General features: G+C 65.0%; 20 protein-coding genes. 13 read left to right on the top strand and 7 right to left on the bottom strand.

The features are described from left to right. The first annotated feature begins 3 nt into the window (after positions 1-3). The 6 genes from B3098_RS01085 (at position 4) to B3098_RS01060 (ending at position 7,081) form a co-directional block, all read left to right on the top strand. Positions 4-1,608, top strand: coding sequence for an AMP-binding protein (locus B3098_RS01085; protein WP_286890176.1), 1,605 nt, complete (start codon positions 4-6; stop codon positions 1,606-1,608). 14 nt (positions 1,609-1,622) lie between these two features. Next, a complete protein-coding gene (locus B3098_RS01080) occupies positions 1,623-2,366 on the top strand; it encodes a GntR family transcriptional regulator (protein WP_105238367.1) in 744 nt (247 codons plus the stop codon). A gap of 172 nt (positions 2,367-2,538) precedes the next feature. Continuing rightward, positions 2,539-3,780 (top strand): ABC transporter substrate-binding protein, encoded by a 1,242-nt coding sequence (locus tag B3098_RS01075; RefSeq protein ID WP_279973501.1) that lies wholly within the window; start codon positions 2,539-2,541, stop codon positions 3,778-3,780. Positions 3,781-3,926: 146 nt separating this feature from the next. Beyond that, complete coding sequence (locus tag B3098_RS01070; RefSeq protein WP_286890174.1) at positions 3,927-5,138, top strand: hypothetical protein; 1,212 nt, start codon at positions 3,927-3,929, stop codon at positions 5,136-5,138. Between the two features lie 50 nt (positions 5,139-5,188). Beyond that, complete coding sequence (locus B3098_RS01065; protein WP_286890173.1) at positions 5,189-5,626, top strand: NUDIX hydrolase; 438 nt, start codon at positions 5,189-5,191, stop codon at positions 5,624-5,626. 60 nt (positions 5,627-5,686) lie between these two features. After that, a complete protein-coding gene (locus tag B3098_RS01060; protein WP_286890171.1) occupies positions 5,687-7,081 on the top strand; it encodes a GntP family permease in 1,395 nt (464 codons plus the stop codon). Here the strand turns inward: B3098_RS01060 and B3098_RS01055 are convergent. Further along, positions 7,060-7,971, bottom strand: coding sequence for a LysR family transcriptional regulator (locus tag B3098_RS01055; RefSeq protein WP_239214344.1), 912 nt, complete (start codon positions 7,969-7,971; stop codon positions 7,060-7,062). The two genes, B3098_RS01060 and B3098_RS01055, sit on opposite strands and share 22 nt — an antisense overlap. A gap of 116 nt (positions 7,972-8,087) precedes the next feature. Between B3098_RS01055 and B3098_RS01050 the strand changes: the two genes are divergently transcribed. Next, entirely contained in the window at positions 8,088-8,831 is a 744-nt protein-coding gene (locus B3098_RS01050) for an SDR family oxidoreductase (protein WP_286890169.1), read from the top strand. 8 nt (positions 8,832-8,839) lie between these two features. Here B3098_RS01050 and B3098_RS01045 read toward each other — a convergent pair whose 3' ends face one another. Then, on the bottom strand, positions 8,840-9,715 hold the full coding sequence (locus B3098_RS01045; RefSeq protein WP_286890167.1) for a dienelactone hydrolase family protein: 876 nt from the start codon (positions 9,713-9,715) through the stop codon (positions 8,840-8,842). Positions 9,716-10,135: 420 nt separating this feature from the next. On the opposite strand from B3098_RS01045, the gene B3098_RS01040 reads away from it, so the two are divergent. Next, on the top strand, positions 10,136-11,020 hold the full coding sequence (locus tag B3098_RS01040; protein ID WP_175124135.1) for a crotonase/enoyl-CoA hydratase family protein: 885 nt from the start codon (positions 10,136-10,138) through the stop codon (positions 11,018-11,020). A gap of 24 nt (positions 11,021-11,044) precedes the next feature. Here the strand turns inward: B3098_RS01040 and pdeR are convergent, their stop codons facing one another. Then, positions 11,045-13,042: a cyclic di-GMP phosphodiesterase gene (gene pdeR / locus B3098_RS01035; RefSeq protein ID WP_279973276.1), complete on the bottom strand. Its 1,998-nt coding sequence runs from the start codon at positions 13,040-13,042 to the stop codon at positions 11,045-11,047. 288 nt (positions 13,043-13,330) lie between these two features. Next, entirely contained in the window at positions 13,331-14,326 is a 996-nt protein-coding gene (locus B3098_RS01030) for a Bug family tripartite tricarboxylate transporter substrate binding protein (protein ID WP_175138452.1), read from the bottom strand. Between the two features lie 220 nt (positions 14,327-14,546). On the opposite strand from B3098_RS01030, the gene B3098_RS01025 reads away from it, so the two are divergent. From B3098_RS01025 to B3098_RS01005, 5 genes are all read left to right on the top strand, one after another. Then, entirely contained in the window at positions 14,547-16,322 is a 1,776-nt protein-coding gene (locus B3098_RS01025; protein ID WP_279973278.1) for an IlvD/Edd family dehydratase, read from the top strand. A gap of 15 nt (positions 16,323-16,337) precedes the next feature. Continuing rightward, entirely contained in the window at positions 16,338-17,054 is a 717-nt protein-coding gene (locus tag B3098_RS01020) for a GntR family transcriptional regulator (protein ID WP_239214342.1), read from the top strand. 228 nt (positions 17,055-17,282) lie between these two features. Then, positions 17,283-17,804 (top strand): sigma-70 family RNA polymerase sigma factor, encoded by a 522-nt coding sequence (locus B3098_RS01015; protein WP_286890163.1) that lies wholly within the window; start codon positions 17,283-17,285, stop codon positions 17,802-17,804. 8 nt (positions 17,805-17,812) lie between these two features. Continuing rightward, a complete protein-coding gene (locus B3098_RS01010) occupies positions 17,813-18,865 on the top strand; it encodes a FecR family protein (RefSeq protein ID WP_286890162.1) in 1,053 nt (350 codons plus the stop codon). Positions 18,866-18,935: 70 nt separating this feature from the next. Then, positions 18,936-21,371, top strand: coding sequence for a TonB-dependent receptor (locus tag B3098_RS01005; protein WP_286890161.1), 2,436 nt, complete (start codon positions 18,936-18,938; stop codon positions 21,369-21,371). A gap of 188 nt (positions 21,372-21,559) precedes the next feature. On the opposite strand, the gene B3098_RS01000 is transcribed toward B3098_RS01005, so the two are convergent. The 3 genes from B3098_RS01000 to B3098_RS00990 all read right to left on the bottom strand — a co-directional run bounded on the left by B3098_RS01000 (position 21,560) and on the right by B3098_RS00990 (position 26,410). After that, a complete protein-coding gene (locus B3098_RS01000) occupies positions 21,560-22,102 on the bottom strand; it encodes a DUF6708 domain-containing protein (protein ID WP_286890159.1) in 543 nt (180 codons plus the stop codon). A gap of 332 nt (positions 22,103-22,434) precedes the next feature. After that, entirely contained in the window at positions 22,435-23,214 is a 780-nt protein-coding gene (locus B3098_RS00995; protein ID WP_279973286.1) for a DUF6708 domain-containing protein, read from the bottom strand. Next, entirely contained in the window at positions 23,207-26,410 is a 3,204-nt protein-coding gene (locus B3098_RS00990; RefSeq protein ID WP_286890157.1) for a T6SS effector BTH_I2691 family protein, read from the bottom strand. The genes B3098_RS00995 and B3098_RS00990 overlap by 8 nt, the downstream gene beginning before the upstream one ends. Positions 26,411-26,553: the final 143 nt, after the last annotated feature.

Below are 26,553 nucleotides of genomic sequence, written 5' to 3'. Positions count from 1 at the left end.
GCCATGCCCCTGCCGTACTCGACCTTCTCCGACCATCTGGACGCGCGGGCCGCCCGGCAACCCGATGCCGTTGCGCTCATCGATCGTGATCAGCCGCTAAGTTTCGCGGACCTGCGCACGCGCAGCCTCGCGCTGGCGGCGGGCCTGTCCCGCATCGGCGTGCAGCCCGGGCACCGCGTCGCCGTCTGGCTGCCCAACTGCGCGGCCTGGGTCGAATCCTTTCTTGCGTGCGCCCAGCTGGGCGCGCTGGTGCTGGCCGTCAACACGCGCTTCCGCTCGGTCGAAGTGGCCGACATCCTGGGTCGCGGCCGCGCCGACTGGCTGGTGTATTGGCCCGACTTCAAAGGCATCGACTTCCAGGGCATCCTGGATGGCGTCGCGCCAGTGGATGTGGATCAGTTGCAGGGCGCGGTCGCGCTGGCTGGGCCCGACGAACTTCCTCCGGCATCGCTTCACGGCAAACCGGTGCACCGGTACGACGCGCTGCTGGCCTGCGCCGACCCCGCCCCCGTCGCGCAAGCCAATGCCGGCGTGTTGTGCTTCACCACATCCGGCACCACGTCCAAACCCAAGTTCGTGCTGCACGATCAAAAGACCTTGTTGCGCCACGGCGCGATGGTGGCGCGGGCGTTCGGCTACGACGACCGGGCCTGCGTGCTGGCCAGCGCGCCGTTCTGCGGCGCATTCGGTTTTGCGACATTGGCCGGTGGCCTGGCGCGCGGCGTGCCCGTCGTCTGCGCCCCTGTGTTCGACGCGGCCCAATCCGCGCAGGCCATCGCCCGGCATGCCGTCACCCACACCTACGCCAACAACGAGGCGCTGGTCGGCATAATGCAGGCCGCCGCGCCCGGCGCGTTTGCGTCCGTGCAGCTATTCGGCTTCGCCAGCTTCACCCCCGCGCTGGACAACATGCTGGACCTGGCCCGCGTGGCTGGCGTGCCGCTCACGGGCCTGTACGGTTCCAGCGAACTGATCGCGCTGGTGGCCGGCCAGCCCCGCGACCCCGCCGACGGCGACGTGTTGGCCCGCCACCAGCCCGGCGGCACGCTCATCTACCCCAACGCCCGTGTGCGCGCCCGCGATCCCGAGTCCGGCCAGGTGCTGCCGCACGGCCAGTCCGGCGAAATCGAAATCCTTTCGCCCAGCCTGATGCAGGGCTACCTGGACAACCCGGACGCGACCCGCGCGGCCGTGACGGATGACGGCTACTTCAAGACTGGCGACCTGGGCTACACGCTGACCGACCGCCAGTTCGTGTTCCAGACCCGGATGGGCGACTCGCTGCGGCTGTCCGGCTTCCTGGTCAATCCGGTGGAGATCGAACAGGTCGTCGAGACCCTGCCGGGCGTGCGGGCCTGCCAGGTGGTGGGCGCAACGCGCAACGGCAAGATCGTGCCGTACGCCTTCGTGCTGCTGCAGGAAGGCGCGCAGGCCGACCCGGCCGGTTGGACCGCGGCGTGCAAGGCGGCCATGGCGGGTTTCAAGGCGCCGGCGGGCTTTACCGTGCTGGACGCCTTCCCGTCAGTGGAGAGCGCCAACTCGGTCAAGATCCAGAAGCACCGGCTGCGCGAGATGGCGGACGCTATGCTCTCGGCTTCCGCTTCATAGCCCTTCATCCCGCCATGCCCGCCCGCAAGCTTTTTTCGCGCAGTCCCCAGCCGCTTTATCTGCAGGCCGCCGCGCTGTTCCGCAGCCACATCCAGAACCGGACGTGGCGGCCCGGACAGCAGATCCCGCCGCTGGAATCGCTGATGGAGACCTACGGCATCTCGCGCGCGACCATCCGCCAGGCGTTCGGCCTGCTGGAAGAAGACGGCCTGATCCGGCGCTCGCGCGGCTCCGGCACCTTCGTCAACGCCGAACTGCCCGAAACGCCCACGCTGCTCATTCCCAAGACCTGGGCCGAAACGGTCGAACTGAGCAACCAGCTCGGCACGGTGTCGCTGGTAGAGTCCAGCGCCGACTCGCCGCTGCCCGACACGCTGGGCATGCCGTGCGGCGCCGACCGCAGCGGCAGCTTCCAGTACCTGCGGCGCATTCATACGACGGATGCCGGCCCCTTCTGCTACAGCGAGGTCTTTCTGGACAGCGGCCTCTTCCGTAAGCACCGCGCCCGCATTCAGAAAAGCACCGTCGCCCCGGTACTGGACCAGTTTTACGGCGCGCGCATCTCTGAAGCCCGCCAGGTCCTGAACGTGATCGAAGCGGGCCAGGAGTCTGCCGAGTCGCTGCAGATACCCGTGTCTTCCCCGGTGGCCGAGCTGCGCCGCTATGCCTGCATCGACGGCCGCGTGGTGTATTTCGCGCGGCTGGAGTTTCCATTCCGCAAGGTGCGGATGGAGTTCGACCTGCTCACCAGCCGCTGAGCGCTTCACCCAACCTGCCTCAGGAGAACACCGCCCCCCATCAACGACCGCCGCCGTCCGAACACACTGGGTGCAGCAGCAAACAAAACCTACATACGCGCCCGCCATATCCGAAAAGAATCCGGCATACAGGGAGACAACCATGAGACATGCCGACAGGACCCGGATTTCAATGCAGTGCCGCAGCACGATTGTTCGCTTGTTCGCCACGACCGCCTTTGCCGCGGCCGCGCTTGCCGCCGCCAGCGCACAGGCGCAGACGCCCGCCCCCGCCGTCTCCGACGACGTGGTGCGGCTGGGCCTGATCCTGGACATGAGCGGCGTCTATGCCGACGTGACCGGCAAGGGCAGCGCCACCGCCGCCGAGATGGCGATTGCCGACTTCGGCGGCACCGTGCTGGGCAAGAAGGTGGACCTGCTGGTGGTGGACCACCAGAACAAGGCCGACATCGCCGCCGCCAAGGCGCGCGAGTGGTACGACGTCCAGAAGGTCGACGCCATCATGGACGTCGCCGGCTCCGCGCCCGCGCTGGCCGCGCTGGAAGTGGCGCGTGAAAAGAAAAAGATCGTGGTCTTCAGCGGGCCGGGCACCGAGCGCATCACCAACGACCTGTGCTCTCCCTATTCCGTCCACTACACCTACGACACCTGGTCGCTCGCCAACACCACCGCACGCGCCACCGTGGAGCAAGGCGGCAAGAGCTGGTACTTCCTGACGGCGGACTACGCGTTCGGCCACACGCTGCAGGCGTCGGCCACCGACGTCGTGAAGGCCAATGGCGGCACGGTGCTGGGCGCCTCGCGCCACCCGCTCGGCTCCAGCGACTTCGCCTCTTATCTGCTGCAGGCGCAGGCCAGCAAGGCGCAGATCGTGGGCCTGGCCAACGCGGGCGGCGACACCGTCAACGCCATCAAGGCGGCCAGCGAGTTCGGGCTGACCAAGGGCGGGCAGAAGATGGCGGGCCTGCTGCTCTACATCAACGACATCCACGCCATCGGCCTGGACGCGGCCGCCGGCCTGACGCTGACCGAAGCCTTCTACTGGGACATGAACGACCAGACCCGCGCGTGGTCGCAGCGCTATTACGACAAGCTCAAGAAGATGCCCAACATGAGCCAGGCGGGCACGTATTCGTCGGTCATGCACTATCTGAAAGCGGTGCAGGCGGCGGGCACGGACGAACCCACGGCGGTGATGAAGCAGATGAAGGCCACGCCCATCAACGACTTCTTCGCCACCAACGGCCGCATCCGCGAAGACGGCCGCATGGTGCACGACATGTACCTGTTCGAGGTCAAGAAGCCGTCGGAATCCAAGCGGCCGTGGGACTACTACAAGCTGGTGGCCACGCTGCCGGGCGACCAGGCCTTCATGCCGCTGTCCCGGTCGACCTGCCCGCTGGTCAAGAAGTAGTACGGCGGGGCGTCCTCGGCGGGAGCTGCGGAGGATGGCATCGGCGGCGTGAAGCGCCCGCCGCGGGAGACGCCCGCCGCGGGGACGCCCGCCGCCGACTACGCCCGGCGCGTTATCCTTGCCGCTTTGCCTTTCGCCGCTCCGACATGTCGCAACGCGCAGCCCGCATCATCGAGGGAACCATCGACCAGATCCGGGTCGCAACGCCGGTGCGGCGAAACGATGTCTTCCTGCGGGTCGGTGCAGAGACGATCTGGGGAGCCGCGCTGGACCCCTCGCACATCTCCCTGCTGCGCGCCTTCCACAATAAAGGCACTGCCGTGCGCATAGGCGTGCTGGAAGCCGAGCATGGCTTGAACCGCTTTTGCTGGGCCGTGCCCGCGCAAGGTGAACCCATTGCGCCGCTCACCTACCAGACCGCCCAACGGCGCAGCGGACGCGAGGCCGCCATCTGCAGCGCCGTGGGCGTGGCTGCCCTGGGCGCGGCGTGGCTGGCAGGGATCTCGACGTTGCCGCGCATGTTCATGATGGTGTTCGCGCTGGTGATCGCGCTGATGGCGCTGGTGCTTGCCGCGAGCGCCTTGCACGCCCTCTGGCACAACCGCCGCGAGCGGCCGCGCATCCTTGCCAGCGAGGCTCTGTTCGATCCCGCGAAGCGCCCAGCGGCCATGAACGCTGCGCCAGCCCCCTCACCGCTTCAGCAGGAACCGGCTGCGCTGACGCAGGAGGGCGATCCCCCTCTCCTCCTGATCCGCGGGCAGCTGGACGGCATCACGCATGAAACGCGGCATGTGCATAAGGGCCCGACTTACGGCCACTATCGCTTTTCGGTTCAGGGCCGCCAGTTCCTGATGACGGTCGATGAATCACTGGGAAGCTGGCAGCCGTTCCTGGCGCAGGACGATTTCGTCGAGATGGCCGTCAATGCCCAGCCGGCGCCAGACGAGCCGCATGCGGTCTACGCTTTGCGCAATCTTGAGGACGGGCGCACCTATATGTGTCATCTGCGATTCCGCGCCTTTCCCGGCAGGGACACGCCGGTCGGCGTCGGCATGAATCAGCGCGCGCCGCTGCTCAAGTCCATCGGCGGGTTGATGCTTGCGGTCTGGCTGTTCCTCATTGGCCTGACTTGGTTCATGGATCCCGAGGCGTTGCAGGGCGACTTTCCGGAACTCGCGTTGTTCATCCTGGGCATGTTCCTGCTGGTGTGGCTGTGCTTCGCTCTGCCGCTCCTCTGGCTCGACGTGCGGTGGCGCATGGGCAAGCCGACGCGGCGCCAGCGCATCACCGAACGCATCTATGCGCTGCTCGACCTGGGCACGCCGTTCGCGCCCAAGCGACGCATCGAAGAGGTATGAACGGACGGGGCGTATCCTTGCCGGACGTCTGACTGCCGCTGGAGATCCGCATGACCACCCCCGCCCCGCGCCCCATCGCTGCCACCATCGCCGCCGTCGTGCGCGACGGCCACGTGCTGCTGGTGCGCCGCGCCAACCCGCCCGATCAGGACCGCTGGGCGTTTCCGGGCGGCAAGATCGACGCGGGCGAACGGCTGGCTGACGCGGCCGCGCGCGAATTACTGGAAGAGACCGGCGTCACTGCCGAGCCGCTGCACGTCTTTGACGCCGTCGACGTCTTCGACCGCGACGACACCGGCGCCCTGCGCCGCCACTTCATCCTGATCGCCGTGCTGTGCCGCTGGGTGTCCGGTGAGCCGGTCGCGGGGGACGATGCCCGCGATGCGCGCTGGGTGTCCCTGGCTGACCTTGATGCCCACGCGCTGGCCACGAGCTTCGGGGTGGCGGAGCTGGCGCACAAGGCGGCAGATCTGATGGCAGCGCGCTAAACGCCCGATACGTTAAGGTGTAGCCCCACACCCCTTGTCTCTTCATTCCTGGAGTACCGAATGACCGGATTGTTCATCGTGGTGGCGGCGCTGGCGTTTCTGATGCTGGCGGCGTATCGAGGTTATAGCGTCATCCTGTGCGCGCCCATCGCAGCCATGGGCGCGGTGCTTCTGACAGACGCTTCAGCGCTGGCGCCCGTGTTCTCGGGCATCTTCATGGAGCGCATGGCCGGTTTTGCCAAGCTCTATTTCCCTGTGTTCCTCTTGGGCGCTGTGTTCGGCAAGCTCATCGAACTGTCGGGCTTTTCACGCGCCATCGTGCAGGCGGTGCTGCGTCTGATCGGCGCCGAGCGCGCCATCGTCGCCATCGTGCTGGTGTGTGCGGTGCTGACGTACGGCGGCGTATCGCTATTCGTGGTGGTGTTCGCGGTCTACCCGTTTGCCGCCGAGATGTTCCGCCAGGGCGGCATCCCCAAGCGCCTGATGCCGGGCGCGATTGCGCTGGGCGCCTTCACCTTCACCATGACGGCACTGCCCGGCACGCCGCAGATCCAGAACATCATCCCCACCACGTTCTTCGAGACCACGACCTGGGCCGCGCCCTGGCTCGGTCTCATCGGCGCCGCGTTCACGCTGACCGCCGGCATCGCCTACCTGGAATGGCGCCGCAAGCGCGCGGCCGCGGCTGGCGAGACCTACGGCACGGACCTGCGCAACGAACCCGCGGCGCCTACCGGTGAGCGCAATCATCATCCGCTGATCGCGCTGTTGCCGCTGGTGGTGGTTGGGGTCATGAACTTCCTGCTGACGCGCTGGATCCCGGGCTGGTATCCGGCCGGTTCCGAAGTCGACCTGCCCGGCCTGGCCAAGCCCATGCCCGTCAACGCCGAGGAGCAGGTGGCGCTGTGGGCCGTGATGGGCGCGCTGATCGCAGGCATCGTCACCATCCTGCTGTTCTCGTTCCGCGCCATCAAGTCGCATTTTGCCGAAAGCAGCAAGAGCGCCGTGTCGGGCGCGCTGCTGGCGTCGATGAACACCGCAGCCGAATACGGGTTTGGCGGCGTCATTGCCGCGCTGCCGGGATTTCTGCTGGTCGCGCAGGCCTTGAAGGCCATTCCCGATCCGCTGGTGGGCGAAGCGGTCGCGGTGACCACACTGGCCGGCATCACGGGCTCGGCCTCGGGCGGCATGAGCATCGCGCTGGCCGCGATGTCGCAGACCTTCATCGACGGCGCGCTGGCGGCAGGTATCCCGATGGAGGTGCTGCACCGGGTCGCCGCGATGGCGAGCGGCGGCATGGACACGCTGCCGCACAACGGCGCGGTCATCACGCTGCTGGCCGTCACGGGTCTCACGCACCGCCAATCCTATGGCGACATCTTCGCCATCACGCTGATATCGACGCTGTCGGTGTTCCTGGTGATCGGCGTGTTCTACCTGACCGGCATCGTCTGATCGAAGGCGGCGGCGAATACGCCCGCCAGCCACTGCGTGAACACGCGCACCCGCGCCGGCACCTGCCGGTTCTGCGGCGTCAGCACGGAAACCGGCATGGGCGCGGGCGGCGCGTGGGGCAGCACGATCTTCAGGTGCCCCGCCGCCAGTTCGCGCTCCACGCGGTAGCGCGGGACCTGCACCAATCCCAGGCCCGCGAGCGCCGCACTGGTGTAGAGTTCGGCCCCGCTCACGCTGACGACCGCACGCGGGCGCACCTGGACGATGCGCCCGTCAACCCGAAAATCCAGCGGCACGGCGCGGCCCGTCACGCTGGACACGTAATCCACGGCGATGTGATGTTCCAGCGCCTGCACGCTGTCCGGCACGCCGTGGCGCGACAGATAGGCCGGGCTGGCCACCGTCACCTGCGGCATCTGGGCGATCGTCCGCCCCGCCAGCGTCGAGTCCTGCGGCACGCCCGCGCGCAGCACGCAGTCGACGCCCTCACGCACCAGATCCACCAGCCGGTCGTCTTCGCCCAGATGCAGGGCGATGTCGGGATAGCGCTGCAGAAAATCCGGCAGGCCGGGCATCACGAAGAACCGGGCCAGCGTGCCCTGCGCGTTGACTCGCAACAGCCCCTTGGGCGCCGTGTCCAGGAAAGCGCCGTCGGCCTCCTCCAGGTCGGCCAGAAGCCGCACGCAGCGCTGGTAGTGGGCCTCCCCGTCGTGCGTCAGCCGGACCTGCCGCGTGGTGCGGTCAAGCAACCGCGCGCCCAAGCGGGCCTCCATGCGCTTGATCAGGTTGGTGACCGTGGCGCGCGGGATGCGCAGGTCGTCCGACGCCTTGGTGAAACTGCCCCGTTCGGCGATGCGCACGAACACCTGCATTTCCTGGAAACGATCCATGCCCCTGCCCCGCCTATTGTTAAAGCAAATGAAATTATCTTAGCAAAGCAGGCGTAATTATCTTTGGATCGGAATAGTCGATCATACGTCTCACCCACTCATCCAAGGAGAAACCCATGATCGACCAAGCTTCCCAGCGCGTTGCCCTGGTCACCGGCGGATCGCGCGGCATCGGCGCGGCCATCGTGCGCCGCCTGGCAGACGACGGCTTTGCCGTCGCCATCAATTACGCCTCGAGCGCGGCAGAAGCCGACGCCCTGGCCGGCGAAGTCCGCCAAGCCGGCGGACGCGCCTTGGCCGTGCGCGCCGATGTTGCCAAGCCCGATGACGTGCGCGCGATGTTCGATGCCATCCAGACCGAATTCGGCCGGATCGACGTGCTGGTCAACAGCGCGGGCGTGCTGCAGGTGCAGCCGCTGGCGGAAACCAGCGACGACCTGTACGACCGGACGTTCGACATCAACACCCGCGGCACCTTCAACACGCTGCGCGAGGCCGCCGCACGTCTGGCCGATGGCGGCAGCATCATCAACGTGTCCAGCACCACCGTCGCGCTCAACCTGCCCGGCTACTCGGTCTACATCGCCAGCAAGGCCGCCGTCGAAAGCCTGACGCAGGTCTTCGCCAAGGAACTGCGCGGACGCCAGATCAGGGTGAACGCCGTCGCCCCCGGCCCTGTCGCCACCGAGCTGTTCTTCAAGGGCAAGAGCCCCGAATTGATCGAGCACTACGCCAAGATGCCGCCGCTGGAACGCCTGGGCCAACCGGATGACATCGCGGGCATCATCTCGTTCCTGGCGGGACCCGACAGTGGGTGGGTGAACGGGCAGATCGTGCGTGCGAATGGCGGCGTGGCCTGAGCGCCCGCCTACTTCGGCATCGCGTAGCCCTGCGCCCGCAGGAACTCCGCCACCACCGGCTGCCACTTCTGCGGCGAGCGCGGAAACAGCAGATGGCCGTTGTTGCCATCGGGTCCCATCGGCACAAAAGTCGCGTGACCGCCCGCCGCGTTGTAGGCGTCCACCCAGCGCTTGGGCCAGTCGGGCCCCCAGAAGAGATCGTTCTCCGAATAGATCCAAAGCGTGGGCAGGCGCGTCGTCTGCCCATAAGACGCAAACGTCTGCTGCAGCCGGTCTGGCCCGCACGGGTTGCCCGGAGACTTCGCGTCCCCGCCCGCGCCGCCAGAAAAATTGATGGCCGTCCTGCCCCCGGGCGGATTCTGCGCAGCTAGCGCGATGACGGTGCCGCCGCCGATCGACTGTCCAACCAGCACGACGTTGGAAGCGTCTACATCGGGGCGCTGCTGAAGCGCCTTCACGACCTGTCCGATCTGGCTGGCGGCCCGATTGAACATCGGTGTGAACTGGCGATCGCCGCAAGGACCGCTGTCCTCCAGATCGGGGCCGGCCGTTTCTCCATAGCCCAGCCGCAGCGGCACCGCCACGACGAAGCCGGCATCAGTGAAGTACCTGACCGCCTGCGGATACTGGGTGCGGCTCATCTTGGCCCGTTCTTCGGCGGTTGCGCCCCGACCGTGGTTGATGATCAGGAGAGGGTGTTTGCCCGGCGCTGCGGGCGCATACACGGTCACGACCAGCGCTCCCACAACAACGCCGGTGTCCGTCTGCACCGAGACGGGCACCCGTTCCACGGTTTCCTTGCTATTGCGGCCGGGTGTGGAAGACGCGCAGGCCGCGACCAGTCCGGCCAGGCAAACGAGCGAGATGCGTTCAAGAACGTTCATGTTGCTCCCCCTTCGGGTTAAACCACGGTTGAGGTGCGAGCCACAGTACGCCCACCAAATCGCCTCCGCCAGTCGCACGCGCAGGGGTGCACACGCACGGCTTTCGGCGCGGCCCGGCGTTGGCGCGATGGCCCACCCTCATCCCTACGCATGAACGCGGTCACGTGGACAGACGCACATGCCGCGGCTTGGAATGCCGCATATTTGCTGATGTCCTCATCCGTATTACCCATGCGCGCCTCGCCCGATGGGCCGAGGCAATTTCAGCGGTTTTCAGATTTTCAGTTTGCGCGCTCCGGACTTTGATTTACGGAAAAGTCTGGCCAGTTGGACGAGGTTTGCATGAGACGGAGTCCGTAAGCCGTGGTTTAGCCTGACCCGGCAGTACTCCGACTCACCTTGATCGATTGGACGAAAGCAATGAATCAACTCATTCATCCGGACTGCCACCCCTTTACCGCCGCAGGCAATCTGAAGCAGATCTCCGCGTATTACGAGGAAGGTCGCCGTGTCATGTGGATGATGCTGCGCGCGCAACCGCGCCCGTGCTTTAACCATGAACTCATCGACGAGATCATGACCCTGGCGCGCGCCGCCAAGGACTCCGGCCTGCCCATCGACTTCTGGGTCACGGGCTCGCTGGTGCCGCAGATCTACAACGTCGGCGGCGATCTGAACTTTTTTGCCGAGGCCATCCGCACCGGCAAGCGCGAGGCGCTGCGGGCCTATGCCCGTGCATGCGTTGATTGCGTGCACGCCGCCACGCGCGGTTTTGACACCGGCGCCATCTCGCTGGCCATGATCGAGGGCACCGCGCTGGGCGGCGGCTTCGAGGCCGCGCTGGCCCACCACTTCGTGCTCGCGCAAAACAATGCGCGCATGGGCTTCCCTGAGATGGCGTTCAACCTTTTCCCCGGCATGGGCGGCTATTCGCTGGTCGCGCGCCGCTCGGGCATGAAGCTGGCCGAGGAGCTGATCAGCACCGGCGAATCGCACACGGCCGAGTGGTATCACGGCCGCGGCCTGGTGGACGTGCTGTTCGAGCCGGGCGAGGCCTTCAAGGCCACCCGCACCTTCATCGACGTGATGCGGCCCAAGCTCAATGGCATGCGCGCCATGCTGCGCGCGCGCCAGCGCGTGCTGGCTCTGCCGCGCGCCGAGCTGATGGACATTACCGAGGATTGGGTCGAAGCCGCCTTCTCCATCGATCCGAAGGACCGCGCCTACATGGAGCGGCTGGTGATGGCGCAGAACCGCCGCACGGCGAGCAATTCGGAGGCCACCGAAGTGGCCACCATGCACTGATCCGGCGGCGCGCCGCCGGTTGCGTCATGCAATGAGATGCAGCCGGCGGCGCTGCGCCAGCCAGGCGGTGAGCTCCGCCGCGGGCATGGGCTTGGCGTACAGGTAGCCCTGCTTGGCGTCCACGCCCAGGGTGTCCAGGAAGACGGTTTCTTCCTGGGTTTCCACGCCTTCGGCAATGACCTGGAGCTCGAGCGTGCGCGCCACGGCAACGATGGCGCGCGCGAGCGCCTGCGAGACCGGATTTTCGTTGACGCCACGCACGAAGCTGGCGTCAAGCTTGATTGCGTCCAGCGGAATCCGCGCCAGCTGCGACAACGACGAATAACCCGTGCCGAAATCGTCCAGGTGCACACGCGCCCCCAGTTGCCGGAACTGCTTGATGAGTTCGATGGCGGCGTCTTCATCGTCGATCAGGCAGCTTTCCGTGAGCTCGATGTCGACCAGGCAGGGGTTGAGATTCGCATCGTTGATGGCGCGCATGAATTCGCTGACCACGCCCTTGTCATCCAGCTGGCGGGCCGACATGTTGATGGCGATGCGCAGGTTCAGGCCCTCGCGCTTCCAGGCCGCCGCCTGCCGGGCCGCTTCGCGCATCACCCAGACGCCCAGCGGCGAGATGAGCCCCGATTCCTCGGCGTAGGGAATGAAGGTGTCCGGACCCACCATGCCGCGTTCCGGCGAACGCCAGCGCACCAGCGCTTCCACGCCGTCGACCTCGCCTGTGCGGCCCACCAGCTTGGGCTGGTAGTACAGCATCAGGTGGTTCTCGGCCAGCGCCTTGCGAAGGTTCGTGTCCAGCCACACATAGTCCGCGTTGCGGCGGTCCATGTCGGGCTGGAACACGCGATACGTATGGCGGCCCGCTTCCTTGGCCACGTACATGGCGATATCCGCGCTGCGCACCACGCTGTCCAGGTCGGCGCCGTGATCGGGGTACATTGCGATGCCGATGGAGCAACTGGTGTAGACCTCGATGAGGCCCTGGCGGAACGGTTCGCGCAGCCGCTCGATGATGCGCTGCGCGGTGGCCTCCAGTTGCCAGGCCTGCGCCTCTTCCTGCAGGACGATGAACTCGTCGCCGCCCAGGCGGGCCAGCGTCTGGCCATCGGACAAGCAGTTCGAAATGGCGACCGACACCGCTTTCAGCAGCCGGTCGCCGAAGCCGTGGCCGTAGTGGTCGTTGATGCGCTTGAAGTTGTCCAGGTCCAGGAACAACACGCCGCCCCGCCCTTCGCGGCCCGCCGCCAGCGCCGCCTTCAGCCGCGACGTGATCGCGTGGCGGTTGGGCAGGTTGGTCAGCATGTCGGTGTTGGCCAGCACCCGCATGCGCTCCTGCGCCTGGCGTTCTTCGGTGATGTCGGTGCCCGAGCAGATCAGGTAGACCCGCTTTTCGCCGCTGCCGCTGGTAACGAACTTGTTGCGGAACAGGAAAAGGCGCGGACCTTTGACGGTGTTGATCGTGCGCTCGACCTCGTACGACTGGCCGCGTTTGTAGAACTCGGCGATATTGCGGCGCGAGGCAATGGCCTCCTCGCGCGTCATGAACATGTCGAAGACGCTGCGGCCCACGATGTCCTGTTCGCGCTTGCCGGTGTATTCCTCGCTGAGCTTGTTGAAGCGCTGTACGCGGCCGTTCTGGTCGACAATCACGATGACCGAATTGGCTTCGGACACTACCGTTTCGGCGAACGACAGACCTTCGACGAGGTCCTTGGCGACGGATTCGGTATCGGTGTGGGCCGATGCGGTGCCGGCCCATTCGTTGGGATTGATCTTGCGGCCAACCAGGTGCAGGTGAAGCAGATCGCCATACAGCATGATGTCGATCCGCACGCTGGACGTGATGCCCGTCAGGCCGCGCACGGCCTCGGCCTGGTCCGGGCGCAAGGCCATGGCGATATTGGTTGCGCCCTTGACTGCGGCGAGTTCAATCGCATCGCTATCGGCGGACAACCGCCAATATGGGCTATGCGTACCGAAATGCGTGTGCAGGATCGACTTTTCGTCCTGGTTCTCAGTCATTGGTATCCCCCCGCCGTCCTAAGGCCCGCGAAACACATTACGGGCTACTGAATTTGGGGTCAACCACCTTGTCGGGCCCCAAAACCGCTTTATTGCGGTTTATTGCATAGCCGTTCGCAGCGTCAGTGCAATTCTCTGAAATACAGCGTCTTTCCCAGCGCAGCGCACAAGGCGGCGGAAGCGATTATTTCGGTTCCTTTCAGAAGCCGCAAAAACGAGAACGCCGGAAATTCGTGGCGAATTTCCGGCGTAGGGAGCAATGAGGCGCGGCGCGCCGTCAGAAGGGACTTACTCGCCCTTCACGCCCGCCTCGTCGATCACCTTGGTCCAGCGCGCGACTTCAGCCGACACACGCGCGCTGGCGTCAGCAGGCGACGTCCACGTCGCAATCGCGCCCTGGTTCAACAGCGACGCCTTGACCTCGGGCTTGGCCAGGATCTTCTTGAGCTCGGCGTTCAGGCGGTCGATGACCGGCGCAGGCGTATTGGCCGGGGCCACGATGCCGAACATCGAGCTGACTTCGAAGTCCTTCAGGCCGGCTTCGGCGGCGGTAGGCACGTCGGGCAGCGCATCGACGCGTTGCGGCGAGGTCACCGCCAGCGCGCGCAGCTTGCCCGCCTTGATATTGCCCTGCGCGGCAGGCACCGTTTCGATCATGCTGAGCACCTGACCGCCCATCAGGTCGGTCATGGCCGGGCCGCTGCCCTTGTAGGGCACGTGCAGGATGTCCGCGCCGGCGGTGCGCTTGAACATTTCACCGGCCAGATGCTGGGGCGAGCCGTTGCCGGCGGATGCCATGGTCACGTAGCCGGGCTTGGACTTGGCCAGCGCGATGAACTCGGGCAGCGTCTTGGCCGGCACCGACGGGTTCACAACGAACACCAGGGGCACCGTGCCCACGATGGCGACGGGCGCGAAGCTCTTTTCCACGTCGTACGTGACGCGGCCGCGGTAGAGCGCGGCGTTGATGGAGTGGCTGGTCAGCGCGCCCATCAGCAGCGTGTAGCCGTCGGGTTGCGCCTTGGCCACCTGGTCCGCGCCGATGTTGCCGGCGGCGCCCGCTCGGTTTTCCACCACCACGGTCTGACCCAGCGCGCCCGTCAGTTCCTGCGCAAGCACGCGGCCGATCACGTCGGTGGCGCCGCCGGGCGGGTAAGGCACGATCATGCGGATCGGCTTGTCGGGATAGGCGTCGGCCGAGAATGCCGGGGCGGAAACGCCGGCGCACAGCGCCAGCAGGGAAAACAGCACGGCGCGGCGCGGCCGCAGACGCAGGTCTGACATGTGGTCTCTCCAGCCGGGATGGGTATAGGAATGAACGGACGCCCGGTTCGTCAACGGCGCCAGTGTAGGGGTCCACCCTTGATTGAAGAATCGGTATTTTTCTATCGACTGATCTCTAAAACAGATCAATTAAGCTACCGCCATAAACCGCTTGCAGGCCCGGCGACGGGCTGGATATGATGTCGCCGCAGGATTATCAATAATATTATCGGGACTGAAAATGACGGACGACACCAAGGGCGGCAAGCCCGGCAAGGGCCCTTTTGACAGCGACAGCGCCACTGCGCGCGGCGTCGCCCGCGGGCTGACCAACTACGGCGACATTGGCTTTTCGCTGTTCCTGCGCAAGGCCTTCATCAAGGGCGCCGGCCTGTCGGACGATGCGCTGGCGCGTCCCATCATCGGTATCGTCAACACCGGCAGCAGCTACAACCCCTGCCACGGCAACGCGCCGCAACTAATCGAGGCCGTCAAGCGCGGCGTCATGCTGGCCGGCGGCCTGCCCATGGACTTCCCCACCATCTCGGTGCACGAGAGCTTCTCGCAGCCCACCAGCATGTACCTGCGCAACCTCATGTCCATGGACACCGAGGAAATGATCCGCGCGCAGCCGATGGACGCCGTCGTGTTGATCGGCGGCTGCGACAAGACCGTGCCCGCACAACTGATGGGCGCCGCCTCGGCCGGCGTGCCCGCCATCCAGCTCGTCACCGGGTCGATGCTGACCGGCTCGCACCGCGGCGAACGCGTGGGCGCCTGCACCGACTGCCGCCGCTACTGGGGCCGCTACCGCGCCGAAGAGATCGACGCCGTCGAGATCGCCGACGTGAACAACCAGCTGGTTGCCAGTGTCGGCACCTGTTCCGTCATGGGCACGGCCAGCACCATGGCCTGCATTACCGAGGCGCTGGGCATGATGGTGTCGGGCGGCGCGTCCGCCCCGGCCGTCACCGCCGACCGCGTCCGCGTGGCCGAACACACCGGCGCCACGGCCGTCGCCATGGCAGCCTCGCGCCTGACCCCGGACCGCATCCTGAACGGCAAGTCCATCGAAAACGCGCTGCGCGTGCTGCTCGCCATCGGCGGGTCGACCAACGGCATCGTCCACCTGACCGCCATCGCCGGCCGCCTGGGCATCGACATCGACCTGGCCGGCCTGGACCGCATCAGCCGCGAGACGCCCGTGCTGGTCGACCTGAAGCCGTCGGGCCAGCACTATATGGAAGACTTCCACGACGCGGGCGGCATGCCCGCGCTGCTGCGCGAGCTGCGCCCGTTCCTGCATCTGGACGTCCTCACCGTGTCCGGCCGCACGCTCGGCGAAGAACTGGACGACGCCCCGCCGCCCTTCAAGCAGGACGTCATCCGCACGGCCGCCGCCCCCATCTATCCGGTGGGCGGCCTGGCCGTGCTGCGCGGCAACCTCGCGCCCGGCGGCGCCATCATCAAGCAATCGGCAGCCAACCCCAAGCTGATGGAGCACGAAGGCCGCGCCGTCGTGTTCGAGGACGCCGAAGACATGGCGCGCCGCATCGACGACGACGCGCTGGACGTGACCGCCGACGACATCCTGGTGCTCAAGCGCATCGGCCCCACCGGCGCGCCGGGCATGCCCGAAGCCGGCTACATGCCCATTCCCAAGAAACTGGCGCGCGCGGGCGTCAAGGACATGGTCCGTATCTCGGACGGCCGCATGAGCGGCACCGCGGCCGGCACCATCGTGCTGCACGTCACGCCCGAATCCGCCATCGGCGGCCCGCTGGCCTACGTGCAGAACGGCGACCGCATCCGCCTGTCGGTGGCCCGGCGCGAGATCGCGCTGCTTGTCGATGACGCCGAGCTGGCGCGTCGCACGGCCGCCAATCCCATCACGCGCCCCACCGCCGACCGCGGCTACCGCAAGCTGTTCCTGCAGTCCGTGACGCAGGCCGATCAGGGCGTCGACTTCGACTTCCTGCGCGCCGGTGTCACGAACGACAGGGTCCCCAAGAAGTAATCCCGCCCTTTAGCCATGAACGCCATCACGCCCGCCGCCTTGCAGGAACCCGCCCCCGACGCCGTCCAGGCAGCGGTGGCCACGCTGGAAGAAGACATCGTCTTCGGCCGGCTGCATCCGCGCGAACGCCTGACCGAGGACGAGTTGATGGCGCGCTTCGGCATGAAGCGGCACGCGGTGCGCCAGGTGCTGGTCGACCTGGAACTGCTGGGCGTGGTCGAGAAAAAGCGCAACATCGGCGCGGTGGTGCGCGCGTTTTCCGTGCGCGAGGTGATGGAGCTGTATGCCTTGCGTGAAGTGCTGGAAGTGCACGCCGCCCGCCAGATGCCGCTGCCCGTGTCCGAAGCGCGGCTGGCCGCGCTGGTGGCGGTGCAGCGCGAACACGATGCGGCTGTCGCCGCTGGCGACGCGCGCCGCGTGTTCCGCAGCAACCAGCGCTTTCATCGGGAATTCGTGGGGCTGCTGGACAACGCGGTGCTGGGACAGGCCATCGAGGAATACGCGCGCCGCACCCACCCGATCCGCTTCGGCTCGCTGGTGACGGCCGGGCACCGCGAACGCGCCCGCCAGGAACACTGGACGATGATCCAGGCGCTGCGCGACGGCGACCGCGACGCGCTGATGGCGGTGTGCCGTGATCACCTGATTCCGTCGCGGGATGCCTATCTGGCGTCGCAACAGGCGTATGCGCAGACGCAGGGCGCCTATCTGGCGCCTTCCGCGCCGGTCTGACCGCTCGCGTGTAACGGCTCGCCGTCCGAACGCTCACATCCGACCGCCCCGGCTCGCCGCTTACGTCTGACGTTTCCGGGCAACGCCCGGCCGTGCGCGCTCGGCAACAATTTGACAAGCCGTGCCTGGAATCGGTAATAATAACAATTACTATTTCCAGAAATTCGCATGTGCAGTTGTCCCGCCTCCCACTGCGAGGCGCCGGCGGCTAGACCAAAAGGTTGGATCTTGAGTACGCCGGGATGCGCCTTCCCCTCCTCCATCGAAACACTTTATAGCGACCACCACTCCTGGCTGAGGGGCTGGTTGCGACGCCGCCTGGGCAACGCAGATCAGGCTGAAGACCTGGCGCACGACACCTTCATCCGCCTCCTGAGCAGCGAACGCATTCCCGCCACGCTCACGGAACCGCGCGCGTTTCTGACCACCGTGGCGCAGCACCTGGTGTCCAACCATTGGCGCCGCGAAAAGCTCGAACGCGCGTACCTGGACGCGCTGGCCCAGGCGCCGCAAGCGGTGCACTGGTCGCCCGAAGACCGGGCCATCGTGCTGGAAACCTTGCTGGAGCTGGACCGCCTGCTGGACGGCCTGCCCGCCCTCGTGCGGCAGGCCTTTCTGTTGTCGCAGCTTGAAGGTCACACCCACGCCCAAGTGGCCGACGCGTTGGGAATCTCGATCCCCACCGTCAAGCGCTACCTCATCAAGGCTTTGCAGCGCTGCTGCTTTGCCGATCTTTCCTTCACGGGATGAGCCGGCGCATGTCCGCCTCGTCCTGGTACGGAAACACGCGCGACGCCGCCACCCTGCCGCCCGCCGTCGCGCAGCGCGCGCTGGAATGGCTGGTGGAACTGCAAGACGAACCCGTCGCGCCGGAAACGGTGCGCGAATGGGCCTCGTGGCGCGCTGCGCATCCGGACCACGAGCGCGCGTGGCTGCGCATTGAATCCGTGCAGGGCACGCTGCGGCCGCTGGCCGGACCCGCCAACGCGGCCATCGCGAAGGCAGCGCTGGCCGCACCTGCTTCCGCCCAGCGCCGCCGCGCCTTGAAAACCATGAGCGCGCTGGCCATCGCGAGCGGCGCGGCGTGGGGCGTGGGGCAAATCACGCCGTGGCGCACCTGGACGTCGGACCATCGCACCGCCATCGGCGAACGCCGCAACGTTACGCTGCCGGACGGCACCCGCTTGGTGTTGAACACGGACAGCGCCATCGACGTGCGCTACAGCGCCGACCGCCGGAGGGTGACCCTCATCGCGGGCGAGATCCTGATCGCGACGGCCCACGAATCGGGCACGCGGAACCGGCCGTTCTGCGTTGAAACCGCCCACGGCACCGCGCGCGCGCTCGGCACCGAATACGCCGTGCGGCTGCTGGATGGCTCGACGGAAGTCAGCGTTTTCCAGGGCGCGGTCCAGATCCGCCCGCGCGACGATGCCGAGCACGGCTTGACGTTGCAGGCGGGATTGCGCGCCAACTACTCGGCACGTGGCATCGCGCAGCCCGCCACCGCAGAGGAAAACCAGATCGCCTGGAAGGACGGGTTCATCGTGGCGCGCGGCATGCGACTGGCCGACTTCGTCGCCGAGCTGGGCCGCTATAGCCGCGACACGATCAGCTGCGACCCCGCCGTCTCGGACCTGCGGCTGTCAGGCTCGTTTCCTGTCAGCAACGTGGACAAGGTGCTGGCCGCGCTCAGCGCCACGCTGGATATCCGCGTCGAAACCGAGTCGCGGCTCTGGCGCGGACGCCGGCTGCACCTCATCGCCGGCCCCGGCCCGGCACGTCCCGCACCGCCGATACAAAATAGTTGATCCGTTTTGCGATCTGGCGGGTCAAGGCAGGTGAGCACACAGCAACCTCACCTCTCTGAAAGGCCAGTTCATGAATCACGTCCGGGCGCCCAAGCGCCAGTCCTCCCGTTCCCTGCGACGCGCGGCCACGGCGCGCCTGGCGGGCCGCATCGCCACCGCCACGCTGCTCGCGGCGCCCGCGCTGGCCATCCCCACCGCCGCCCACGCACAGGCCGCCGCCACCCGCACCTTTGACATCCCCGCGGGAACGCTGGAGGACGCGCTGGGCCGCTACGGACGCGAAGCCGGCATCGTGCTGTCGTTCCGGCCCGAAGTGACGGCCGGCCTGCAAAGCAACGGGCTGCGCGGCACCTACGGCGTGCGGGGCGGTCTGGACGCCCTGCTGGCCGGCACCGGCATCCGCGTGCTGCCGCAGTCGAACGGCAGCTACGTCCTGGACCGCCCCGCCAACGCGGGCATCGCCACCACCAACCTGCCCGCCGTGACGGTGACCGCTTCCGCCGCCGACCCCCACCTGCCCGCGCCGTTCGCGGGCGGTCAGGTGGCGCGCGGCGGCGGCCTGGGCGTGCTGGGCACGGGCGACGTCATGGACGTGCCATTCAGCACCACCAACTACACCGCGCAGATGATCGAGAACCAGCAGGCGCGCACGCTGGCCGACATCGTCATCAGCGAATCCTCGGTGCGCACCACCACCTCCAGCGGCGGCTTTTCCGACGAGTTCCAGATCCGCGGCTACTCCGTGGCTGCCGGCGACGTCGGCCTGAACGGCCTGTACGGCCTGGCATCCGCCAGCCGCATGCCCGCCGCCATGATGGAGCGCGTCGAAGTCCTGAAAGGCCCCGGCACGCTGATGAACGGCATCGGACCCAACGGCAGCATCGGCGGCGGCATCAACATCGTCACCAAGCGCGCCGGCGACGAGCCCCTGACTCGCCTGACCACCACCTACCAAAGCAAATCGCAACTGGGCGGCCAGCTCGACATGGGCCGGCGCTTTGGCGACAACAACGAATGGGGCATCCGCGTCAACGGCGTCTACAGCAACGGCGACACCAACATCGACGACGGCAGGCAAGAGCAAGGCGTGGGCGCGCTGGCGCTGGACTACCGCGGCACCAAGCTGCGCTGGTCGCTGGACGCCTACACCCAGCACGAGAACATCGACAACTTCCGTCCGCAGATCGGCTTTCAGTCGAATGTGACGTCGCTGCCCTCGCCGCCCTCGGGCCACCGCAATTTCTACCCCGGCACCGAGCTCACGCTGAACGATTCGACCGTGGCCACCCGCCTCGAGTACGACATCAATGACCACCTGATGGTCTACGGCGCCACCGGCTACCGCTACGGCACCGCCGAGCAGACTTTCCCGTCGGGTCCTGCAGACGCGCAGGGCAATTTCACGGTGTCCAACGCCTATTACGATTCGTACTCGCGCACGTGGACGGGCGACATCGGCCTGCGCGCCCGCTTCGACACTTGGGGCATCGGCCACACCGTGAGCCTGTCGGCCACGCGCCTGGACCAGGAGTCCGGCAACGCCTACGTCACGTCCTCCGGTCCTGGCGTGCCGTCCAGCATCTTCCGTCCCGCCCCGCTACCGCCCGTCACCGCAGACCGCGGCGCGCCGCAAAAGGCATCCAAGACCGAGCTGACCAGCTACACGCTCACCGACACCTTGTCCTTCGCCGGCGACACCCTGCTGATCACCGGCGGCATGCGCAACCAGCGCGTCGTGCTCGACAACTACTCGACCACCACTGGCGCGCGCACCGGGTCGTACGACGAAAGCGCGATCTCGCCGGTCGCGGGCATCGTGTTCAAGCCGATCTCCAACGTCTCGCTGTACGGCAACTTCACGTCCGGCCTGACGCGCGGCGGCATCGCGCCCGCTACCGCGGCCAACGCCGGCCAGGTCTTCGCCCCGTACAAGTCCAAGCAATATGAAGCGGGCGTCAAGGTCGACTGGGGCAAGATAATCACCAGCGCCTCGGTGTTCCAGATCACGCGCCCGAACTCGATGACCGATCCCGACACGCGCATCTACAGCTTCGACGGCGAACAGCGCAACCGCGGCCTGGAACTGGCCGCCTTCGGCGAAGCCATGCCGGGCCTGCGCATGATGGCCAGCGCCACGTTCTACGACGCCACGCTCAAGCAGACCGCAGGCGGCGTGAACGACGGCAACGACGCCAACGGCGTGCCGAAGAACACCTTCAACCTGGGGGTGGACTGGGACACGCCGTGGGTCCGCGGCCTGAGCCTGAACGCCCGCGTGATCCACACGTCGTCGATGTACTTCAACGCGGCCAACACGCTGACCCTGCCCTCCTGGACGCGCTACGACATCGGCGCACGTTACAACACCGAGATCCTGGGCCGCTCCGTGGTGTTCCGCGCAAACATCGAGAACCTGTTCAACAAGGACTTCTGGCTGGCCAGCGGCTCGTACGCGACGGTTGCTGCGCCGCGTACGTTCTTGTTGTCGGCGCAGATCGACTTTTGAGGGTGACTGGCGTTCTTTAGGTGGCGCCTAGGTCGCCATCACGGTGGTAAGCCGGCCCCTTTGGAGGGGCCGGCTTTTTTTGTTGCTTGCGGGAGAACGGCGGGCGGCATCAGCAGGTCAGCGAACGCAGACATCCCCAAATGGAATGTACTCCCAGTAAGCCAATCGTTCGCTTGCGTGCTCGCGCGTCACGGTGCTGTTCTAGACTCGAGATCCATGTCAGCAGGCCACTTCACTTTGGGCGCGAAGCGCACGGAAACGTTGTACCAAGGCACGTCATTCAGGTCGCGGCGCAAGTTTGCAGGCGAGCACGCCATAGGGCCCCGCTGCATATATGTGCAGATGTACGCCCAGGCAAATTCGTCGGCACCCATGGTGCTCAGTGGGAAGCGGTCAATGACCTTATTCGTGCCTCGCTCGACGATGGAAAGAACTACGCCCCATTTCATGATGAGCGCGCCTTGAGCAGTTACGGCGCGCTTGTTCCAACGTTCGGCACGCGCTTGGGACCACTCGTAGGTCGCAGGGACGATGCCCCAGCGTTCAAATGGGTTCCACCAGCGGTACCTACAGTTGTATGCGTAAATTCGTTGGCGAGCGCGGTTGAATCGAATTGGCTCTTCGTTTGGAAGACACAACTCCATTTCATGAAGAGGAAAAATGCCCATATGCTGACTGGCAATATCAAGGCCGCAAAGGACAAAATGTTCAACACGGATAAATCTTGCCAACCAGCAACCACATAACCCCCGACATATACCGGACTGAAAGCGGCCAACAATCCAAACCACAACAGAATGCCCTTTTTGAATCCAGGTCGAGGTATTTCGAGGTAAACGAGGTCAAGATGGTTGATGCGGCCGATATCCAGATCTGGCGCGCTACGTTGGACGACCTCTGGTCCTGGCAGATCAGCAGTCCACCCTGAACACGGGGGCGAGAGCCGCGGTCCTTTCATGATCACTTGTCCCCCACGTTGAAGATTTTGTCTTCTTGCACAATGAGCCGAGCAAATTCTAAGGGTGAAGCCATTGCCACCGTTCCGCCATCGGCGGTCCTACCGTCAAGGACGAGACCTTGATTCGAGGTCCATGCCGGCAGGCCAGTTCACTTTCGGCGCGACACGCAAGGCAAGGTTGTACCAAGGTACGTCGTCATGATCGCGTGGCGCACCAGGCGGAGGAAGCGCCTCAGGGCCTTGCTGCATGTAGGTACATATGTAGGACCAAGCGAACTCATCGGCACCCATGGTGCTCAGCGGGAAGCGATCAACTACCTTATTTGTGCCCGGTTCAACGATAGACAGAACGACACCCCATTTGATAATGAGCGCGCCTTGTGCGGTGACCCCTCGTAACTTCCACCGTTCCGCACGGACCTGCGACCAATCGTATGACACTGCGGCAACACGCCAGCGCTCAAAGGGGTTCCACCAGCGGTATTGGAAGTTATAGGCATACACGCGCTGACGAGCCCGATTGAATCGCAAGGGCAGGTCGCGCGGCGGTGCGATATCAACGCGAACCCCAAATGCCACCATCCATACCAGGAGTAAATCGACGATTACTATGAAAGCATTTTCGAGCGTGCCTGCCTCTACTACAGGCACGGGTACGAGGCCTAAAAATATCAAAAATGCTGACGCCGAAATTGTTAGATACAGCATCAGCCCCCGTGCATGATGTGGGGAGCGTGAAAGTTCGAGATATGCCGCGCATAGGTGATTGGGATTATCCGGATCTAGGAATGCGGCAACGGAGGGAGCTGAATCAGGATGCGGCAAATCCTCTTGCCAGCCGGGGCAAGGCGGAATCAACCGTGGTCGCTTTGGATGGTTACTCATTCTCGGGAGAATCCATCTTGTCGTGCATGCGGATTACTTTTGCGACGCCGAGTTTGTCAGACTTATCCGGCCAGTACGAAAGTTCCAGTTTTACTGCGTGAATCCCATGATTGGCATGCAGAGCGACCGCCCCTCTTATGATCAAACAAAGCCGGTCATTATCGAAATAGACAATGGGCTTGGTAGTCTTCGGATGGTAATCTCGACTCCTTGTCGGTCTAGGGGAGGCCGGCCCTTCAAAGCCTGCCACGTTGCCGATCGAAGCAATGGCTTCTTCTTGTTCGCCGGGTCGGTACACCGTCACGGCGCATAGGTAACACGAACTCTCGGGGGAGTAGTTTGGCAGCGAAATCGCGTAGTCCAGATACACGCCCATGGGTATAGAAGCGGCATCCCCGTGAGAGGCGTATGCTTCTCCCGCAATCTCGATGTCCGACGCGCGTTCCATCCTAAAGTTGATGCCGACATCAGCTGCCAAACCTAACACTGCCGCGTTAAGTTCGCCAGTGGCGGAATCCAAATCCTGCGGGGTCTTCCACCTACGCTGTCGTTCGGGCAAACCGTATAACGTTCGTCGAGCCCAGATTTCCAGCGGTGAGGATTCTTTTTTGGTCGCCAGACTTGCTACCCCGTAGGCAGCTAGTCCGAGCACTATTGCTATTCCCACCGGACCAAGGAGAGCGCCGCCGACCAACGCTGCATGCACTCCAGAAACAACGGCGACAACCGAAACCGCTGCGGCGGCCACATAAAAGCGCGCTGCCTCGTCATCGCCTGCCGAAGTTGCTCTGTTGGCGGCAAAGTAAAATTGAAACGCGTTTAAGGCATTCGCGGATGCCGCAATTGCCCCTCCGTACTGGGCAAGGCGAGTCCCGAGCGTGACCGCTTTTGTCCGACCCGCGATTTGCACAGTGACGTTCAAGTCTGGTCTCAACGCGCGTACCCCCACGCCGACCACCTCCACGCCTACGCCCATTGCGCCAACGGATGACGACCACACCGCTGCCAGAGCCTCTGCGTTTCCGCTCCCCGGCGTGTTGAGCAGCGTCGCGTAGTTCTTTCGCAGGCTATCTTGCTGAAACCACAAGCTACCGAGTGCAAGCAGCAGATCCACGCCTGCGGGCGCCACTGATATGGCAGCGCTGCGCATGCGTTGCATCGCTCGCCTTGCGATATCTCTCGTTTCCTCAGCGCCAATCGAGAGCTTGCCAACCAAATGAACAGCGCCGGTCTCGAGCGTCTCAGCGCCTACGCTTACGGTGCGAATCGCATCCGCGACGCCTTCGCTGCCGGCGCTGCCCAATGCGCTCAGACGTTTCTGAAGCGCCTCGCCCCTTTCCAGCGACCAGATTATCAAGTTGACGACCTTGCCATGGTTACCGGGCACAGCGATGGCAATAGCGCCGCTCGCCACCATCGCGCGAATCCTGTGCGCTGCCGGCTTGCGGAAATTCTCGTCAATATGCGAGAGGAACTTATCAATGCGTTCCTGCAAGGCCTCATTGAGCAAGGAAAGATACTCTCCAAGCTTCAAAGACACCACGATCTGGGTCACGTGCTGCCCCGAATATCGCAGGAAGGCTGCGCTGTGCAGACGTCCGACCAGCGCGTGCGTTTGGGAGGCCAGTTGCTGTCCCAACGCGTTACTGGCGCTGCCCATGGCCGCGAGCAACTGTCCGATGGCCTCTTGCACGGGCGCGACCATCAGAGTCTTGCCTTCCGCTGTTCCGATGACGGTCTTGATGGTGTCGTACGCCTTGCCAACGTCATTGCCCGTCAGCGCGGTTTGCAGCTGGTTCAGCAAAGCCATGTCCTTCGCCACCAGAGCCTGATACAGGTGGCTCTCTCGATTCTCCAACTGTGCTTTCCACAGCCGTTGCGTCGCGCCCAATTTCTCATCGCCTTTCTTTATGACTTCCGTGGGGCCACCGGCAAGGCAAAGCGCGAGCATCCGGATAAAGCCCTCCGTCGAACGCCAGGACGTGGCGCTGTAGTCATACTGGACGGCAAGCTGGAAAGGTCTGGATAGGTATTCTCTGACGTACAACTCGCCAACTCGGTCAACAGCTTTTTGCCAATTGTCCTGCGCGGCCAGATAGGCTTCCTCGAAGGTGGCTCGAGCCCGCTCGTCGTAGCGCTCCTCTAGGCGTTCCTTTGCCTCGGCCTGTTTGTTCTTTGCTATGCGCTCGGCTTCTCCTGGAATATGCACCTGCGGATAGCCCACCTTTAGTCCCGCGATGCTGTTGTTGTGCCTACGACGATTCTCTTCCGCTGCCTTCGCCTCTTCTTCTGCTTCCGCCTTAGCCCAAACGGCCTGCAGTTCCTTGATGCCAAGCAGCGCCTGGGAAGTAAAGAACTCAAATCGTCGCTGCGGCTCGGCGCGCCACTCCTGCATTTCTCTAAACAAATGAACGCGCTGCGCATTGCATTCCTGTACCACCCCGATTGGATCGGGCAGAACCAATGCCAGTACGCCGTTCGGAAGTTTTTCCCGCTGAACGATAGTCCGAATGTGGCCTTCCATCGCCCCAAGCCGATGATTACGCGAGTAGAACCCGTGAACGCTTTGGAAGTCGCCGGCGTTGACCTCTGCGTACTCCAGCACAGAGCCCAATCCAAGGTTGTCTTCGGTCATTGCAATACCGACGCTGGCCGGGTCGTCGCGCGCGCTTTTCAAATCAAGTTTGTAGCAGCGCTTCTTCGGATCCGTTCCGTCGGCCGCATTGCCACACAAGTATTGATTCAGCACACTCTCGGGCCAGGGATCATTGGCGATGGCTATCCATGCGGTCGAGAATTTTCCGGCGTCGATATTGATGAACGATGCGGGGACGTCGTGATCCTTGTTGACGCAGTCCTTGCTCAGAGGGCTGGGCTCGTCTCGTGGGACCTGATAGGGACGAAACTGGCGCAGCGCGCCTTCAGGCGTCACCTCATAGGCCTGCCACTCCATCTCGTCGAGCAGTACATAAAGGTATCCTTGCCGCAAGATGCGAGGCTGGTCCAGCCGCATCTGAACCGTTGCTGGCGCGTTGCTACCGGCAGGCTGTAGACGGCATGTTTGTCCGGGCGCCGGCGCGTACGCGGCACGCAAAGGGAGAATGGGTAGGCCAGTGCGCTCGCAGGCTTTGCATGCATCCGTCGGATTCGGAGCGGCATGGCTGATCGTTCGGCCCAAGGTTGCGCTTATGCTCATGAATAGTCCTCTACCCGGGGCGATGAAGCAGACATCCGCTTCCAGGCGCCGATGGAGAATGTGAAGCGCAGATCGGACCGGATAGCAATGACGTGCTTCCTGTGGGGATAGACCAAGCTCGTCACCGATGAGTACCCGGTCCG

Source organism: Achromobacter sp. UBA2119 (assembly GCF_002331005.1).
Lineage (GTDB): Bacteria > Pseudomonadota > Gammaproteobacteria > Burkholderiales > Burkholderiaceae_B > Achromobacter > Achromobacter animicus.
Note: the sequence above shows the minus strand (reverse complement) of the source record. Positions and strands in the feature narration are given on the sequence as shown.

Bases quoted from the DNA above. Each gene is read 5' to 3' on its own strand.
- B3098_RS01085 (WP_286890176.1), top strand. From the start codon at position 4: ATGCCCCTGCCGTACTCGACCTTCTCCGACCATCTGGACGCGCGGGCC.
- B3098_RS01080 (WP_105238367.1), top strand. From the start codon at position 1,623: ATGCCCGCCCGCAAGCTTTTTTCGCGCAGTCCCCAGCCGCTTTATCTG.
- B3098_RS01075 (WP_279973501.1), top strand. From the start codon at position 2,539: ATGCAGTGCCGCAGCACGATTGTTCGCTTGTTCGCCACGACCGCCTTT.
- B3098_RS01070 (WP_286890174.1), top strand. From the start codon at position 3,927: ATGTCGCAACGCGCAGCCCGCATCATCGAGGGAACCATCGACCAGATC.
- B3098_RS01065 (WP_286890173.1), top strand. From the start codon at position 5,189: ATGACCACCCCCGCCCCGCGCCCCATCGCTGCCACCATCGCCGCCGTC.
- B3098_RS01060 (WP_286890171.1), top strand. From the start codon at position 5,687: ATGACCGGATTGTTCATCGTGGTGGCGGCGCTGGCGTTTCTGATGCTG.
- B3098_RS01055 (WP_239214344.1), bottom strand. From the start codon at position 7,971: ATGGATCGTTTCCAGGAAATGCAGGTGTTCGTGCGCATCGCCGAACGG.
- B3098_RS01050 (WP_286890169.1), top strand. From the start codon at position 8,088: ATGATCGACCAAGCTTCCCAGCGCGTTGCCCTGGTCACCGGCGGATCG.
- B3098_RS01045 (WP_286890167.1), bottom strand. From the start codon at position 9,715: ATGAACGTTCTTGAACGCATCTCGCTCGTTTGCCTGGCCGGACTGGTC.
- B3098_RS01040 (WP_175124135.1), top strand. From the start codon at position 10,136: ATGAATCAACTCATTCATCCGGACTGCCACCCCTTTACCGCCGCAGGC.
- pdeR (WP_279973276.1), bottom strand. From the start codon at position 13,042: ATGACTGAGAACCAGGACGAAAAGTCGATCCTGCACACGCATTTCGGT.
- B3098_RS01030 (WP_175138452.1), bottom strand. From the start codon at position 14,326: ATGTCAGACCTGCGTCTGCGGCCGCGCCGCGCCGTGCTGTTTTCCCTG.
- B3098_RS01025 (WP_279973278.1), top strand. From the start codon at position 14,547: ATGACGGACGACACCAAGGGCGGCAAGCCCGGCAAGGGCCCTTTTGAC.
- B3098_RS01020 (WP_239214342.1), top strand. From the start codon at position 16,338: ATGAACGCCATCACGCCCGCCGCCTTGCAGGAACCCGCCCCCGACGCC.
- B3098_RS01010 (WP_286890162.1), top strand. From the start codon at position 17,813: ATGTCCGCCTCGTCCTGGTACGGAAACACGCGCGACGCCGCCACCCTG.
- B3098_RS01005 (WP_286890161.1), top strand. From the start codon at position 18,936: ATGAATCACGTCCGGGCGCCCAAGCGCCAGTCCTCCCGTTCCCTGCGA.
- B3098_RS00995 (WP_279973286.1), bottom strand. From the start codon at position 23,214: ATGAGTAACCATCCAAAGCGACCACGGTTGATTCCGCCTTGCCCCGGC.
- B3098_RS00990 (WP_286890157.1), bottom strand. From the start codon at position 26,410: ATGAGCATAAGCGCAACCTTGGGCCGAACGATCAGCCATGCCGCTCCG.